General features: G+C 48.5%; 18 protein-coding genes. All 18 read right to left on the bottom strand.

The features are described from left to right. Positions 1 to 15 precede the first annotated feature (15 nt). The gene (locus NST22_RS03875; RefSeq protein WP_003233820.1) at positions 16 to 642 is read right to left on the bottom strand and encodes a YesL family protein; all 627 of its coding nucleotides are present in this window, start codon (positions 640 to 642) and stop codon (positions 16 to 18) included. Continuing rightward, on the bottom strand, positions 639 to 1,301 hold the full coding sequence (locus NST22_RS03870; protein ID WP_003233822.1) for a YesU family protein: 663 nt from the start codon (positions 1,299 to 1,301) through the stop codon (positions 639 to 641). Before NST22_RS03870 ends, NST22_RS03875 begins: the two co-directional genes overlap by 4 nt. Then, entirely contained in the window at positions 1,294 to 1,992 is a 699-nt protein-coding gene (rhgT, locus tag NST22_RS03865) for a rhamnogalacturonan acetylesterase (protein WP_003233825.1), read from the bottom strand. The genes NST22_RS03870 and rhgT overlap by 8 nt, the downstream gene beginning before the upstream one ends. Before the next feature lie 13 nt (positions 1,993 to 2,005). Next, positions 2,006 to 4,291 carry a transcriptional regulator YesS gene (gene yesS, locus NST22_RS03860; RefSeq protein ID WP_003233827.1) on the bottom strand — a complete coding sequence of 762 codons (2,286 nt, stop codon included), beginning with the start codon at positions 4,289 to 4,291 and terminating at the stop codon, positions 2,006 to 2,008. Positions 4,292 to 4,313: 22 nt separating this feature from the next. Next, a complete protein-coding gene (gene yesR, locus NST22_RS03855) occupies positions 4,314 to 5,348 on the bottom strand; it encodes a rhamnogalacturonyl hydrolase YesR (RefSeq protein ID WP_003243366.1) in 1,035 nt (344 codons plus the stop codon). Positions 5,349 to 5,363: 15 nt separating this feature from the next. Continuing rightward, positions 5,364 to 6,254, bottom strand: a complete 891-nt coding sequence (locus NST22_RS03850; RefSeq protein WP_003233833.1) for a carbohydrate ABC transporter permease — start codon at positions 6,252 to 6,254, stop codon at positions 5,364 to 5,366. Between the two features lie 3 nt (positions 6,255 to 6,257). Next, positions 6,258 to 7,187 (bottom strand): sugar ABC transporter permease, encoded by a 930-nt coding sequence (locus NST22_RS03845; RefSeq protein WP_003233835.1) that lies wholly within the window; start codon positions 7,185 to 7,187, stop codon positions 6,258 to 6,260. After that, on the bottom strand, positions 7,184 to 8,467 hold the full coding sequence (locus NST22_RS03840; protein ID WP_003243860.1) for an ABC transporter substrate-binding protein: 1,284 nt from the start codon (positions 8,465 to 8,467) through the stop codon (positions 7,184 to 7,186). The genes NST22_RS03845 and NST22_RS03840 overlap by 4 nt, the downstream gene beginning before the upstream one ends. Before the next feature lie 103 nt (positions 8,468 to 8,570). Further along, the gene (gene yesN, locus NST22_RS03835; RefSeq protein ID WP_003244566.1) at positions 8,571 to 9,677 is read right to left on the bottom strand and encodes a two-component system response regulator YesN; all 1,107 of its coding nucleotides are present in this window, start codon (positions 9,675 to 9,677) and stop codon (positions 8,571 to 8,573) included. Then, positions 9,677 to 11,410, bottom strand: coding sequence for a two-component system sensor histidine kinase YesM (gene yesM, locus NST22_RS03830; protein WP_003243833.1), 1,734 nt, complete (start codon positions 11,408 to 11,410; stop codon positions 9,677 to 9,679). The genes yesN and yesM overlap by 1 nt, the downstream gene beginning before the upstream one ends. Beyond that, entirely contained in the window at positions 11,407 to 12,036 is a 630-nt protein-coding gene (locus NST22_RS03825) for a YesL family protein (RefSeq protein ID WP_010886435.1), read from the bottom strand. Before NST22_RS03825 ends, yesM begins: the two co-directional genes overlap by 4 nt. Before the next feature lie 114 nt (positions 12,037 to 12,150). Beyond that, positions 12,151 to 12,453, bottom strand: coding sequence for a YesK-like family protein (locus NST22_RS03820; protein ID WP_009966766.1), 303 nt, complete (start codon positions 12,451 to 12,453; stop codon positions 12,151 to 12,153). Between the two features lie 22 nt (positions 12,454 to 12,475). Then, positions 12,476 to 13,018: a GNAT family N-acetyltransferase gene (locus tag NST22_RS03815; protein WP_003244053.1), complete on the bottom strand. Its 543-nt coding sequence runs from the start codon at positions 13,016 to 13,018 to the stop codon at positions 12,476 to 12,478. Between the two features lie 124 nt (positions 13,019 to 13,142). Continuing rightward, positions 13,143 to 13,712, bottom strand: a complete 570-nt coding sequence (gene cotJC, locus NST22_RS03810) for a spore coat protein CotJC (RefSeq protein ID WP_003233850.1) — start codon at positions 13,710 to 13,712, stop codon at positions 13,143 to 13,145. A gap of 14 nt (positions 13,713 to 13,726) precedes the next feature. Further along, positions 13,727 to 13,990 carry a spore coat protein CotJB gene (gene cotJB / locus NST22_RS03805; RefSeq protein WP_003219491.1) on the bottom strand — a complete coding sequence of 88 codons (264 nt, stop codon included), beginning with the start codon at positions 13,988 to 13,990 and terminating at the stop codon, positions 13,727 to 13,729. Beyond that, positions 13,974 to 14,222, bottom strand: a complete 249-nt coding sequence (gene cotJA, locus NST22_RS03800) for a spore coat-associated protein CotJA (protein WP_003219489.1) — start codon at positions 14,220 to 14,222, stop codon at positions 13,974 to 13,976. The genes cotJB and cotJA overlap by 17 nt, the downstream gene beginning before the upstream one ends. A 126-nt stretch (positions 14,223 to 14,348) precedes the next feature. Next, entirely contained in the window at positions 14,349 to 15,209 is an 861-nt protein-coding gene (locus NST22_RS03795; RefSeq protein WP_003243852.1) for an NAD-dependent epimerase/dehydratase family protein, read from the bottom strand. Then, entirely contained in the window at positions 15,206 to 15,649 is a 444-nt protein-coding gene (locus tag NST22_RS03790) for a nuclear transport factor 2 family protein (RefSeq protein WP_003233857.1), read from the bottom strand. The genes NST22_RS03795 and NST22_RS03790 overlap by 4 nt, the downstream gene beginning before the upstream one ends. Positions 15,650 to 15,715: the final 66 nt, after the last annotated feature.

Below are 15,715 nucleotides of genomic sequence, written 5' to 3'. Positions count from 1 at the left end.
TTTGTCATTTTTTTGTTACCCGGCTTGATGGTGCTGGGCCTCCGTCTTTTGAAATCCCCTAAGAGCAAAAAACATCAACACAAGCCCAAATAAACACGGGCCGTAAAATGGGATCAGGCCAGGAAGCGTATACAGCAAATAAAGGACAAATCCGCACCCGATCAGCATACAGCCAGTTGTCAGCGGTCTCATGGCGCCAAACAGCAGTGCCTGCGGAATATATTTGCGAAGCGGGAGCTGGTAATGCACATAAAGGGGAAACACATACATCAGCGCGATGATATACAAAAGCCCTGCAAGCAGCGTGCAGCTTGTTACGGCAAAGGACAGCCAATTCGTACTGGCAGAAAAATAATGATAGTTGGCAGACAATATGAGCAAAAGAGCCGAAAACGCCAATCCGATCGCATTAACCTTGAGAAACTCTTTTTTATAGGTATCGAGAAATAACGAAAATATCGGGACATCCTTTTGCCCCATCAGCCATTTCCTTATAACGGCACACATCGCAGCTGTGCTCGGCGCCCATCCGAAAAGAACGCCGCCCAAAAGTGTAAACAACAGCCACAGCCCGTTGAGCCATGCTATTTTCACCACCGCTTCGCAGCCTGCATAAAGCGCATCCGTTACAGTCGTCTTCATCTTCTCACCGCTTGATGCACGGCAAAATCCCTGTAAACGGCTTTCATGGGGGCCATCTGCCGGAACCCGATTTTTCCTTTTGTTAACACAGGCCCATATGTGCTGCCGTCGTCCATCCACTCAAGAATGGGCAGACCATTGATTGAAAAGTGCACATAGCCTTTGTCTTTGATCAGCTTCATACGATACGGAGAATCAGCGTCGTCTGGAGAAGGCAGCGGATCGGCCCCCATTGCGGCGAGATGGAAACCGCGGCTTTTTCTTAAATTGCAGGTGCGGAACGCTCTTTCCTCCGCGTATTTTCTGCGGAAATACGACAGGTGGAGGGCATTGATATCTCCTGAATGATACTCAGGGTATGTTCCTGTTCTTTTCCTGAGACTTGGGTCAAACAAATCCTCGCCGCGAATACCCGCAGCGGCAAAAAACAGCATACACAGTCCAGGCTGCTCGATCGGAGAGAAGTCCCATGTCACAATGATGCCGTCTGGAAAGGTTTCCGGACACCAAAAGACAAAGTGCGCTTCATCCTGGACATGTGACAGGTGCAAGCTGTGATCGTCAAATGAGATCTGTCCGCCTCCCTCCATCCGCCAATCCTTCACATCGCTTTTAGACCGGAGCGGATTGCGGTACAAGCAAGCGCCTTCCTTATACATGTTCTTTTCCCTCCCGGCTCACAAGGTGGTCCTTAAGCGGAAGTCCGAGCTCTTCAATGCCTTCTGCCACAAGCTTCGCAACCTCCATTGCACCTTTTTCCGAAAAATGCGTATTGTCCTCAATGCCGTCCGGGTAATTCGGATGTTCATTCGGCTGAAACCAAACGAACAATCGCTTCGACTCCTCCGGCCCGTATGCTTCATACAGCACCTTTGTTTTCGCAAGCAGATCAATCACAGGTACATCGAGCTCCTTCGCCAGTGCTTTCATCGCATCGGGATACTCACCGAGCGTATGCTCGATCCGTCCGTTTTCATCAAAGCGGCGGCGCTGCACCGATGTGACGAACACAGGATGCGCGCCCTTTTCGCGTGCCGTATCTGCAAACAAGGTAAGAAACTGCTGAAATGTGGAGTACGGCTTCGTCCCCCGCGGTTTTTGGTCATTGTGGCCGAATTGAATCAACAAATAATCGCCTTGTGTGATGTGCTCGGCAATTGCTTGAAGCCTTCCTTCCTCCACAAAAGAATTGGTGCTCGCTCCTCCTTTGGCATGATTGCGGACCAGCACACCTTCAGAAAACAATTGCCCGAATACCTGCCCCCACCCCGCCATCGGCGCTTCATGAGGCGGGCAGTCACTCACAGTGGAATCCCCCGCTAAAAATACTTGAATCGGTTTCTTCATCACATGTTCTCTCCTTTCACGGCGTTTCCTGATACATTTGCCTGAAGACACCCGGCGGCATGCCGACCTGTTTTTTAAAAATCCGATTGAAATAATTGTGGCGATAGCCGACTTCTTCAGACACATCATGAATTTTTTTATTCGTATTGACCAGCAGTTCTTTCGCCTTTTCGATTCTGATCTGGGTCACATAATCGATAAAATTAATGCCGGTCACTTGCTTAAATGCCTTGCTTAACGTATAGGAATTCATGCCAAGCGCATCGGCACAGCTTTCCAATGAAATGTCCGCCATATACTGTTCGTGAATCATCGCAATCACACGTTCTGCCAGCTGCTTTTGCTGTCTGTTTTTTCTGCCCTCAAGCTTGGAAAGGTAAGGCGTCACCACTACATCCATCAGCCAGGCCGCCGCTTCGTTAGGTTCGCGCAATTCTGAAATATCAAGAAACGGATTCCGGTGCTGAAACAGTTCGCTGGGATTGAGCCCGGAATGCAAAATATCCTCCTGAATGCGGGAAAACAGCTGAATCAGGGCGGAATGCACATGCCTGTCTATGGCCGCTTTTTCCGACAGTTCCTTCATACATCCATCTATCAGTTCCTTGGCTTCCTGTTTTCTTTCCAGCCGGATGGTCTGAACAATTTGTTTTTCCAGCTCAAAAGGGTAATAAGGAGCGAACTGCTCATCCCGAGGGAAGTCGGCCTGCAAATCAATGACCTGATCCCGGTTAGCAAACTTCCTGCGGGATTTGCCGCATTTCACATCCTGAAATAAAGAAGGAATTTCCGTGACACGCTCCGTCTTGCTGCTCAATGTCGAGGTCAGGCATAGTCCGGTTACATCTCCAAATTGGCGTGCCAGCTCCGTTATATACGCCTTCAGATCAGAGCTGTTTGTTTTCATCACAAGAACGGTGACAGAAAGCCGGCCGATATCAAGTATGGAGAGCTGAAAAACGCGTTTAGCCGCCAATTCCTCAGCGATATTAGTCAGTGTAAACACGGCAAGCTGTTCATCACCTTCACGGAAGATGCTTTTTTCACAGCGGAGCCCTGTCACCTGTAGATCAAGCACATGAAACACGTTTCCGCCGATGTTCCAGCCAGCCTCCTCCATCCGAAATCTGAGGCTTTCCTCGTTGTCATAGTAAAAATCGCTCTGTAAGAGATGCTGCAAAAAACTCTTTTTCATATGGGGCGTCTGCCGCAGGAGCTGCTGTTGGAGCTTCCGGCTTTCAAGGGATAGATCCTGCCATCTCTTTTCAATCCATTTGAATTCATCCTGCCCGGACGCCTGCCATGTTTTCTTCTCTCCTCCGGTAAACAAGCCAAGCAAATGCTGGATGGGACGATAGATTTTTTTTGATGCATACCATGTCATGCACACCGCCAAACCGATGCAAATGACCAGCATCACGATGATCACTTTTGATAAAAACACCATCGGCGCTGTAATAGCTGAAAGAGGCGCCGCTGACACAAAGGTCCATTGCTGATGCATCCGGTTCATTTCTCCAAAGGAGACAGAATACACCTTGCCTTCCCATTCCATCTGAAAATGGCCGTTCTCAGCAGGCTGTTTTTTTATCTCATGAAGTAAAGTCTTTTCAAAATCTTTTTCCCCCTCATGAAACAGCACCTCTCGATTTTGATCTAAAAGCAACGCACTGCCATCAGGATAGGGGGACAAGCTTTGCAGGATTGATTCCATTTCTTTCGGATCAACCGCCAGCATGATCGCGCCGAACGGTTTCTCCGCCGCGCCCGGAATGAGCTGGATCAGCATCGCTTGGTTTCCCGACCGTTTCCAATAAATGCTGTGGTCTGAGGCAAGCAGCGAGCGATACTTGCGAAGCGCCTCCTGTTCTGTCAAAGCGCTGTATTCAGGGCTCAGCACAAGTGGCCGGGGGCTGTTCAGAAAGATGGAAGCCTGCTCGATCAGCGGCTGCTGATCCCGCAAAAGAAACAGCTTTTTCGTTAATTGATAGGAGAACGTAAAGTCTTTCTCCAAATCCCTCTCGGCCAATCCGTTCATCAGTGAAGAATCGTAGGCCATCTGGGTGAGTGCCAGTTCAAGCACTCCCAGCTTCTCATCCATTCGGCTGACCTCACGCGCCACCTGTGTTTCATGCGATCTCTGCAGCTCTTTCTCCACCTTGTCGATCGAAAGAAAGTAGATTGCGCCGCCAGTCAGCAATCCGGGAATACAGGCAATCAGCAAAATGAAGACAAAGTTTCTTTTGAAATACGTTCCCTTCCAGCGAGAAACCCGTTCCTTCTGTTGAGGCTGTTTTTTCATCCCTCTCCCCCCGCCGCTATCTTTACTGATACAAGCGTTTTTTCGTTTTCAAAACATCAGCAAGAAACGTCAGCGCAAGTCCCTGCCCCCATCCTTGTATTCGTTTGTAAGGCACCTGTTTGTATCCTTCGGCATTTTTCATGACGGCTGTCCCGGCCGATACCCTGCTGACCCGTCCGTCCTCTTCCACTGCATCCAAAATGGCGGCAAGCGATTTCTGCACATATTTTGTATACAGCTTTCCGCTCGACATCAGAGCAGAAGCAATACCCGCTGATGCCGAAACCTCCAGATAAGAATCCGGATCATCCAAAATTGTATGCCACAGCCCTGATTCATCCTGAAGCCGGACAAGCGCGCTCAGCTGGTCTCTGAGCGATCCGTCGATGATCATAAAGGAAGGATGTGTCACCTCAATAAGCGGGAGCGCCTTTGCCATCGTGAGTGCCGCCCAGCCGTTCGCCCTGCCCCAATAAATCCCCGACAGATGATTTTGCGCTTTGTTGTCCCAGGCGTGGTAGTACAAATTCGTGACAGGGTCCTGAAGCACATCCTCATGTCCGTGAAACTGGCGCAGGCCGTCTTCAAAATAATCCTCACGCTCCATGACCCGCCCGATTCTCAGCATAAACAGCCCAGCCATCATCAGCGTATCCGCCCATGCCTGTTCAGGGAATACGTATTCTGCCGCATTCACCGTATGCTGAAGGATACCCTCGCCAAAGCGCGGCGCCTTATGCAGCACATATTCCGCCATCTCGGCCGCTGTTTCCAAATACACGTCATCACCTGTCACCTTGTGGAGGAACAAAAGCGTATGCCCAATGGAAACTCCGTTGATCGAAAGCGGCGGCAGCCCATCCTCCAGCTGTTCATCCACCCACGTTTTTAACAGATTGATATATTCCTCGTTTTCCGTCGCTTCATAGGCCTCCGCCACACCGTAAAACGCAACGCCGCCCGGCCAATCCCACGCAAAATCCATCTGAAATGTCCGTTTCACGATCCGGTCAATAACCGACGTCACCTTTTCTTCATCAAAGATAAGCTGTGCCATCTGCAACACTCCTTTTTATTTTAATCCGGTCGTACTGATGCCCTGAACGATATATTTCTGAAACAAAAAGAAAACAAGAATCACAGGCAATAACGAGACGGCTGACATGGCAAACATCGCGCCCCAGTTCGAAGCCGACTCTGTATCGAGAAAAAGCTTCAGCGCAAGTGAAACAGGGTAAAGCTCCGGCTTATTCAAATACAAGAGCGGCTGAATCAGCTCCTCCCACTTCCAATAGAAGGAGAAAATCGCAGACGTCGCAAGCGCGGGGGCAATCAGCGGGAGAATGATCCGCCAAAAGCAGGCAAAGCGTCCGCATCCGTCGATTCGCGCGGCTTCATCCAGCTCCTCGGGAATCGTCCGGATAAACTGGATCATCAGAAAGATAAAAAACGCATGCCCGAAAAATTGCGGAACGACAATTGGTTTAAAGGAATTCAGCCAGTCTAATTTCGCAAACATAATATACTGCGGAATCATCAACACTTCATGAGGCAGCATTAACGTCCCCATCATGCACGCAAACCAAAATTTTTTTCCCTTAAACGGTATACGCGCAAATCCGTACGCAATGACAGCCGATGACATGACGGCACCGATTGTTGACAGCCCGACAATAATCGCCGAGTTTTTAATAAACGTCAGAAACGGCTGTCCCGCAATGCCCTTCCACCCTTCAGCATAGTTACTGAGAATAAAAGGGTCTGGAATGAGAGAATGTGAGGTTGTAAAAATACTGGCGCTTTCTTTAAACGAGCTGACAAACAGCCAAATAACCGGGTACAGCAGCAACACCGCCAGCGTTGCCGTAAAAACATGGAACAGTATGCGTTTGGGACTGACGCGCCCGGCTTTTTTTCTCTCAAAAACCGGGGCTTCTCTGACAGGCTGGTTGACCGGCTCCATCCGTCATTCCTCCTTTGACTCGTAATGAACCCAATATGACGATGTTTTAAACAATATGAGCGTAATCAGCCCGACAATGACAAGCATGACCCACGCCATCGCCGATGCGTAGCCCATTTGAAAATAGTTAAACGCACGCTGGAACAAATAGAGCGAATAGAGAAGTGTCCCGTCAAGCGGCCCGCCCTCGCCCTTCGAAATGATATAGGCAGGTGTAAATGTCATAAAAGCAGAAATCGTCTGCATCACTAGGTTAAAGAAAATAATCGGTGTAAGGATCGGAAGCGTGATCTTGAAGAAACGCTGCACCCGATTTGCCCCATCCACACTTGCCGCTTCCAAATACGAAGACGGAATGTTTTTCAGCCCGGCCAAAAAAATCAGCATTGACGACCCGAACTGCCAGACGGACAGCAGAATCAATGTCCACAGCGCACTTGTCGGATTCTGGTACCAAAGAATTTTTTGATCAATCCCGACAAAAAACAGCAGCGCATTGATGACCCCGTCATTGCCAAAAATATTGCGCCACATAATCGCCACGGCGACGCTCCCGCCGATGATCGAAGGCAGATAAAAGAGCGTTCTGTAAATGGCCGTTCCTTTTGCTGCATTGTTTAAAATGACAGCGATAAAAAGCGCGAAGCCGAGGCGGAGCGGAACCCCGGCAAGCACATACGTAAACGTCACCTTCAGAGACTGCCAATACTTTTCGTCACCCGTAAACATTTCCTTAAAGTTGTCGAGCCCGATCCATTTCGGCGCCGTAAACAAGTCATAGCTCGTGAAGGACAGAAACAGGGACGCCCCCATCGGAATCACCGTAAAGCATAGGAACCCGATGATAAACGGAGAAATAAAAGCATATCCCGCCAGATTGTCTTTTCTTATACTCCGGCTTTTTTTCATTGCGTCAGCCCCATTTCCCGTCAATTATTCCTCTCTAATATCTCATTGGCCTTTTTCCGGAACGTTTTGGCGGCTTTTTCCGGCGATACCTTCTGATACAGAATCTGATCTGACGTATCTTTCAGCAGCTTGATGACCTCCGCGCTTCCCACAGGCTCTGGCGGATCGGCTTTGCTGATGTTTTTTGACGCGGTTTCTACATACTCCACGATGTTGGTTTCTTCCTCATTCAGCTTCGGTTTAATCGCATCCGCCACCTTGTCGGAGACTGGAACGCCTCGCTCGCCTTTAATCAGCTGGTTCGCTTCCTCATTATTCACGAAGAAATTAATAAATTTCGCTGCCTCTTTTTTATGCTCAGAGCTTTTCGGAATGGAAAACAGCATACTGGGCTTCAGTGTCAGCGCCTTTTCCTGCATTTGCTCCGGCGGCAGATAGAGAGACAGCGGCGAGTCTGTCAGCCGGGCAAAGCCCAAATATTGATTGGAGTAGTTCCATGTAATCGCTGATTTGCCTTTGACGATAAAATCGTCTTCCATCCCTTTAATCTGTGCGCTTTCATCAGGTGTTGGGGACGTTTTCGCTTTCACTAGCCTCAGCTGCCGTTCAAAGTAATCGACAAACAGCTGATCATCTTGATACGCGAGGCCAGTGCCGTCTTCTTTATAAAAGCGCTCACCCTTTGTGCGCAAATAATAAGGGAAGAAAATATCAGGCGGATGCATTCCGTTGGAACCGTAGACACCGGCTTTTTCCTGAAGATCATACGCCAGCTTCTCGTAATCCTCCCACGTCCAGTTTTCCTGATTGATAGACACACCGGCTTTTTTCAGCAAATCTTCATTGGCAATCACAGACAGCACGTTGACACCTAGCGTAAATCCATAAAGCTTATTGTCGATTTTTCCGCCCGACAGCATATTCTCGTCGATTGAACTGACGTCAATCGTTCCATCCTTTGTATACGGCGTTAAATCTTCCAGCTGGTTCTTCTTTCCGTATTGGGCTAAGTAAGCGGTATCCATTTGAATGACATCAGGAAGCTGGCCGGCGGCAGACATGGGCGCAAGCTTTTTCCAGTAGTCATCCCAGTTCGCAAATTCCGCTTCAATATGGACGTGCGGATTCTTTTTCTCGTATAGTTCAATTACCTTAGTTGTATAATCATGCCTTGGCTGCCCGCCCCACCACGCGATTCTGAGTGTAACATCTTCTTTTTTTCCCGAGGCCTCTTCACCCGCTGAACATCCGCTGAACAAAAAGACGCAGACAAGGGATAACAGCACGTAACAAATCTTCTTCAAACCAATCCCCCCTTTAATGTAAGTGCTTACATTTTATTTTAAAGCGTTCGGATAGGGCGAAACACTCAAAAAACAGTGGCGAAAGTCAAAAAAACAGAGATGGCTATCCTGCGGAAGCGCCTCCCTGTTTTCTTCTGAATTCTGACGGTGTCAGACCGGTATATTTTTTAAAAACAAGACTGAAATACTTCGGATTATCGCCAAACCCGATTTCTTCAGCAATTTCTGAAACGCTCACGTCCCTCCTTATTTTCATCTGCTTCATCGCATGCTCAAGACGCACCCGTGTAACATATTGGGAAAATTTCTCGCCTGTTTCCTGCTTAAATAACTTCCCGAGATAATCAGGATTCATAAACAGCATATCCTTCGCCGCCCATTTTAAGGACAGATTCGGATTTCCGAGCTCGTCGGCAATAAGCCTGATCATTTTTGAAATCACTGCGCTCCCATGCAGGTCACCAGACGCTTCAGCTGTGTCACGAAACAGCTGCCCCGCGTGCCGGAGTTCTCCCGCCTGACTGATGGCCATCTTGCGGTCCGCAAAAACCTCCGCCACCTTTTCAGCGGCGTTCTCCTCTACGGCGAGCACGGTCCATTCACCGCTGCTGCAAACCGCTGTCAGTGCCGATCCGAGTGCCTCTCTGGCTGCAGCATCAATAGATTGTTCCCCTTTTAAGATCAAGAGGCGGATCTTTTTTCCGGCAAGTGAAGGCGGCGGAGAAAGCTGGGCCACACCGGCGATCAAGCCTTCCAAGTATTGATCGGCTGCAAAGGAACGGATATGGTCCAGCTCGTGTTTCAGATGGGCTGTTTTCTTTTTGTGCACATCTTGCCGCTTCAGCTCAGCAATGATTTCCTCCAGCGAGCTGATAATCTGCTGTTCATTGCAGGGTTTCAGCAAATAATGCTTCACCCCATATTTCATGGCTTCCTTTGCGTACTCAAACTCTCCAAACCCGGACAGGACGATAAATTGCACCGACGGGCTGACGGCTGACACCTTTTTGATCAGCTCAAGCCCGTCCATGCCGGGCATTTTGACGTCTGTGATGACGATATGCGGCTGCTTATGTACAATCTTTTCATATGCTTCATGTCCGTTCTGCGCTTTTCCGATCAATGAGGCGCCAAGCGACTCCCACTCAATGATTCCCGCCATTCCATCAAGGATAATCCTCTCATCATCAGCCAGCAGTATTTTATACATCACACCACCTCATTTCGGCACGGTATTGTGATCACAATCCTCGTCCCCTTTTCATGCTCACTATGAATCCGCAATCCGTATGGCTCTCCGAATGTCAGGCTGATGCGCTCGCGAATATTCCAAAGTCCGATTCCTCTTCCACCCGTTGATTCAAGAATCCGTCCATCCATGCCAGGGCCGTTATCTTCGACCGTAATACAGACACAGCCCTTCGCCTTTTTCGCCTGAATCCGGATGGCGCATGGCCTTGTAAAGGGTTCAAGCGCGTATTGAATCGCATTTTCCGCAAGCGGCTGGAGCGTCAGTTTCGGAATGAGGCAATGCTTCACCTCATCGTCAATATCCAACGTGAATTTCAGGCGCTCTTCAAATCGAAATCGCTGAATGGTCATATAGTGACGTACAATGTCCGCCTCCTCCTGAATGGTCACGATATCCTTCTTCATATGTATGCTGTTTCGCAGAAGAAAACCGAGCGATTCCACCATTTTTGAGATTTGCTTTTGCTGATTCGCCTTGGCCAGCCAATTGATGGACTCGAGCGTGTTATATAAAAAATGCGGATTGATCTGGGCTTGCAGTGCTTTCAATTCGGTTTCTTTAATGATGAGCTGTTTTTCCACATTTTCTTCCATCAGCTCATTAATCCGTTTCATCATGACAGTAAAATGGCGGTTCAGCATGCCGGCCTCATCCTGTGTATGTTCCGGCAGAGAAAGCGACACACCTGCTTCAATGCCGCTGTGCTGTACCGATTTCATCGCGGTCACAAGCTGTTCAATCGGCTCCGTGATGCTGTTGGCGATTTTCCTTCCGAAAAGCAAAACCACACAGAAAAAGAGAAGAAAGCATGTGCCGATCACTGTTTTCATAAAGGAAATTTTTGCGAACATCTGATCAAAGGGGATAACGTTATAGTAGCTCCAATTTTGGTAGGATGATTGAAGATAAGAAATAAAGTAACGTTTGCCATTCTTTTTTATCAAGTCATAACCGGGGTGCTTCAACGTCTCTTTTGCTGCCTCAGGAACATGCGCTGATGCATGTGCCGTATACACCAAATTACCGCCTTGGTCAGCAATCATAATGTCTCCGACTGAATCGCCCCAATCCTTCGGCACATCACGAATCATCTGTTTTACATTGACCTGGATCAGTACCATGCCCAAGCCGTTCAGACTCAGCTGGTGATAGGACCTGATCTGCCGTGCTGAAATCAGGACGGGGTCTGACCCGCCGAGCGTCATCCAAAGATTTCTTCCACTTTTCGCTTTCGCTCGCTTAAATACCTCTTCCTGCTCCTGCTGCAAAAGATCTGAAGAACTGCTTCCGGCTGAATACTCTGAGCCGCGGGCATCAATCACATGAATGGAATCGATGTACTTTTCATCGCTGGCATATCCCGCAAGCTGATCCCACAGCTCCTGCTTCATTTGATATTGATCATACGTATCATCCCGATTTTGCATGCTCAGGATGCGCTGAATCTGTTCGTCTGTAATGATTTCATATGACACATCCTCTATCTTCTTCAGCTCGTCTTCGATCCTTTCAGAAGACATCCGAAGCACCTCCGAGGACTTGCGGTAAATCTGCTCATCATACACATGAAAGGCATACTGGACCCCGCTGTATACAAACAGAAAGGATACGGCCATAATCAACGATAGAAACACAAACAGCTTATCCTTAATCTTCATCCGCCTGTACCAGCCAGCAACTCTTTTCTTCATGCCGCCTTTTCTTTCTCCTGCCGCTGATCCATTGACCGAAACGCTTTAAAGGACAGCTTCGTTAAGATCAGGCTGAGTAAACTCCCGCTGAAAAACAATAGAAACGTGACATGAAACAGAACGAGACAAAGCACACCGACAGCGCCCGCTGCCATCAAAAGCGTCACCGCCGGACGACTGAAGGCAATGAAAAAGCTGATGCTCAGCACCTCTCTGATTTTTACGTCAAAATGAGAAAATACCGGGAACACATACAGCACAACAAACGCGAAAATCAAACTAATGCTCACGAATACATTGACGAGCACAGGCTGGTCCATCTGAGCCGCTATCCGCATATCCGCAAACAGAAACAGGGCAGCCGTCACAACGATAAGCCCGAGGATCTGTGATGCCCGCCATTCCTTTTTAAACGTCCGAAAAAAGACAGAAAACACCGGGGCATCTGTATTCCCCTTCGCCCATTCTCTCGCCACTGTAAACATCGCGGCAGTAGCGGGCATCAGCCCAAATACAACCAGGCCTGCAAGAGAAAACAAAATCCAAAGCACATTCAAATAGGCCAGTCTCATCACCCACGTACAAAAATGATTCAGCCCATTTGCCACACTGTGTATCATCAACATCACCTTCCTGCTTTGGAAAACGCTTTCATTTTAAAGTAATATGTATTTCTCCTTTCGAAAGAAAATTCCTGCCGGTCTGTGAAAATTTCGACCTGTTGAGAGACGGCAGCAGCCTTATCTTTTCCTGTAACGCCGGATGGCCTTATCGATCAAATATCCGGCAATGGCTCCGAAAATGACATTGAATCCAAGCATTCCGAGCGCAGCCCCTTCCCAGCCGCGTACATACACGAGGCTGTACCAGATCGCAAACACACCAAGGACGATCAGCCCGGCCAACATCCATTCCGGCCGACTTTTGTCAGGAAATCTCATCCGCATCAATACGGATACGCCAGCAAACAGACAAGCCGTCACAATCCCTGTCACAAATAATATTGACCACACATCGCCTGCCTCCCTTTTAGAAAAAGACAAAAAAGCCCCCTGCAAAGGACGCTTATTCTGCCGTAATCTCTTTCTCAAACAAATGATATCCGGACGCATCAGCACCCATGAATTCATATCCCATACGCCGATAAAAGGAATGCAGGGCGTCACTATCAGCGACACAGTCAAGCCGGATCCGCGTTTTTTCCGGAAAGTGTATGCCCGTCTCCGCCCACTGAAGGACGCGGGCTCCAAGCCCCTGTCCCGCAAACCGGCGGCTTACTGCGAGGCGGTGTAAATAAATGGACTCCTCATGCCCATCGTCTCCCCAAAGCGTCCGGTCCCACTCGCTCGGTGCAGGCAGCAGCATCACGACAGCCGCAAGCTCTTCATCTTTTTTAAACACAAACACATGTCCCTTTTCAATTGACCCCGTGATATCATGTATATCTTGCCCTTTGAGAAGTCCGCTCCATTGGTTAGAACCCCGATCCCGGAGCCATTCAGCTGTTCGGACGAGCAACCCGGTAATCGATTCTGCATCCTCATAGACGGCCGGACACGCGTAAAATCCATCTGCAATCGTTTCGTTCTCAATCTTAAAAGCTGTCATAAAGGCCTCCCAATCAAAAAGTAAGCTTGCACACACACCTTGATTATAATGCAGACCAAACTGCAAAAACAGACCATTTTCTCTGTATGTAAAAGGGTGTATGAAAGAGAGGCCAATCTGCCTATTAGAAAATCTTCTTTTTATCCCGTTCTTCTTTTAAAATTTCAACCGCTTCTCTGAAGCGCATAGAGTGTACGATTTCACGCTCACGCAAAAAACGCAGGGAATCGTTTAAATCAGGATCATCCGAAATATCAATCAGCCATTGATACGTCGCCCGCGCCTTTTCTTCTGCGGCAATATCTTCGTATAAATCGGCAATCGGATCGCCCTTCGCTTGGATATAGCTCGCGGTAAACGGCACGCCCGCCGCATTATGATAAAAAAGCGCGCTGTCGTGATTGACGTAATGATCGCCAAGCCCAGCTTCACGCAGCTGCTCCGGTGTGGCGTCTTTCGTTAACTTATAGACCATGGTCGCAATCATTTCCAAATGGGCAAACTCCTCCGTGCCGATATCTGTTAAAAGGCCGATGACCTTATCAGGAATCGTATAACGCTGGTTCAAATACCGGAGAGCCGCGGCCAGCTCGCCGTCCGCTCCGCCATACTGCTCAATCAAATACTTCGCCAGCGTCGGGTTGCACGTACTGACCTTGACAGGGTATTGCAGCTTCTTTTCATACACCCACATTCAGGCATTCCTCCTTATACTTGCCACGGCCATGGCCCTTTTCCCCAATCCCAATCCTTGCCCGCGGGGCTGTTGCCGAACTGCAGAAGCGGTCCGTAAGAGGATTCGAACTGTCTTTTTAAGTGCCTTGAATAGCCGGAATATTGATTGAATTGCTTCAACGCATCTTCATCATGAGGATGTGTATTTAAATAAAGACTCAGCTCAACAAGCACAAAATCAGCAGCCTGTATTTGCTCTAGCTGACGATAATATTCGGCGTCAACCTTTTTTGCCATGTGCGTCTCCCCCTCGATAAGGGTTTTCATAAAAATCATAGAGATCCTTCCAAAGGGTGCCTTTCCTCAAAGCCTCCATCGGCGAAAACTGCTCCATGTGCTCAGGCTGAAAGGTCATATAAAGGTTAGGGGGCGTTCTGTAATATTTCTTCCCTATGGGCGGACAGGGATCAAAACGGCTGTGAAAGGGCGTATATGATTTGACAGGCGTAAACGGCTGCATATCCTTCATTCCGGCTCCTCCTTTCTCAAAAACAATGACCTTAATAGGTATGAGGCAGGAGGCATGATTATGACTAAAACACGACTTAGCTTTTTCAATAAGAAGACCTTCGGAAGCGCCGAAGGTCTTTCTAGACTATTCAGTCCAAAATGAGGTCCAATATGCAGCATGAGCAGCCGCAAACTCTGACAGCGAACGAGGTTCTTTTCCCGTCACACGCTTCACTGTATCCGTTACCCGATGTTCCGCACCATGGCTAATTGCCTCATCAAGCTTCGCCATAAAATGGGCATAATCCGCGGGCAAACCTCCTGCCTCCATTTTATGCTGCAGCTCGGAACGAGAAATGCTGACATGCTCCACCCGGCGTCCCGCCGCAGCTCCAATGATCTCCGCCGCTTCGGCATAGCTCAGCGCCTCGGGACCTGTCAGAATATGATGTGTTTGATGAGGAACATCATCAATCAAAGCCCTGACGGCTGTTTCTGCGATGTCATCAGCGTCAATAAACCCAAGTTTTCCTTCACCCGAAGCCGTTGTGATGCGCCCCTCCGTTTGAATAGACATGCGGTGCTGGACATTGATGAAATTTTGCATAAAGTATGAGGGCCGCAGCACCGTCCATTCTGGAAACTCGCGCACTGCCTGGTGAAGCGCGCCAAACACGGGACCGTTCTCGGAGACAACAGACGCACTTTGCATCACTACCCGCTTTGCGCCGAGACGCTTTGCTTCCTTTAAAAAGGGAAGCACATAGGGAGCCGGATCAAATACACCGACCGGAGCAACAAGATAGATCTGTTTTACCTGTTCCAGAGCAGGCGTAAAACTGGAGGCGTACTTCCAATTAAAATACACATACTCAGCATCAGCAAGCGCGCCCTTTTTCCGGCTTGCAATACGCACTCTGTATCCCAGCTTTATTAAACGGCTGGCGATTCGGCTGCCGACTGTGCCGGTCCCGCCCGTGATTAAAATCGGATTCTGTTTCATCATTTCCCACTCTCCTCTGTTTGCAAAAATGATCCTCCAAAGGCCTCTTTTACAACAAGCGGATTCCAATAATCCCTATAACGCACAATGCGGCCGTCTCTCGTTTCGATGACACTGATATAGCTTTGGCGATAAGGCAGTCCAGTCTCAATCACATGGCCGTCACATTGAAACTCCGCAATCACCGTATTCGAGTCTGCTGAACGGTACACTGTCGGAGCGGTAAATGAAGAAAGATGAATCTGCTTAGGATAATCTTTAATATAATCGTAAATGGCCGCTTTTCCTTCTATTCTTTTTGGTGATCCCTCCGGCGCATAAGGAAACTCAAATACAGCATTCTCATCCCAAAGCTCCGTCCAGCTCTTCATGTCCTTCTCAAGCATATAAGCCATAAACTTTCTCAATGTTTCACATGCTTTTTCAAACTCATTCATCAACATTCATCATCACCTCATTTTTATTTCTAGACTATTCAGTCCAAAAAGTACATACATGGGCAAAGAATC

Origin of the sequence: Bacillus sp. PS237 (assembly GCF_037963345.1) — a bacterium.
GTDB classification, from domain to species: Bacteria; Bacillota; Bacilli; order Bacillales; family Bacillaceae; genus Bacillus; species Bacillus subtilis.
The sequence above is the reverse complement of the archived record's forward strand: the minus strand, read 5'-3'. Positions and strand labels throughout refer to the sequence as shown.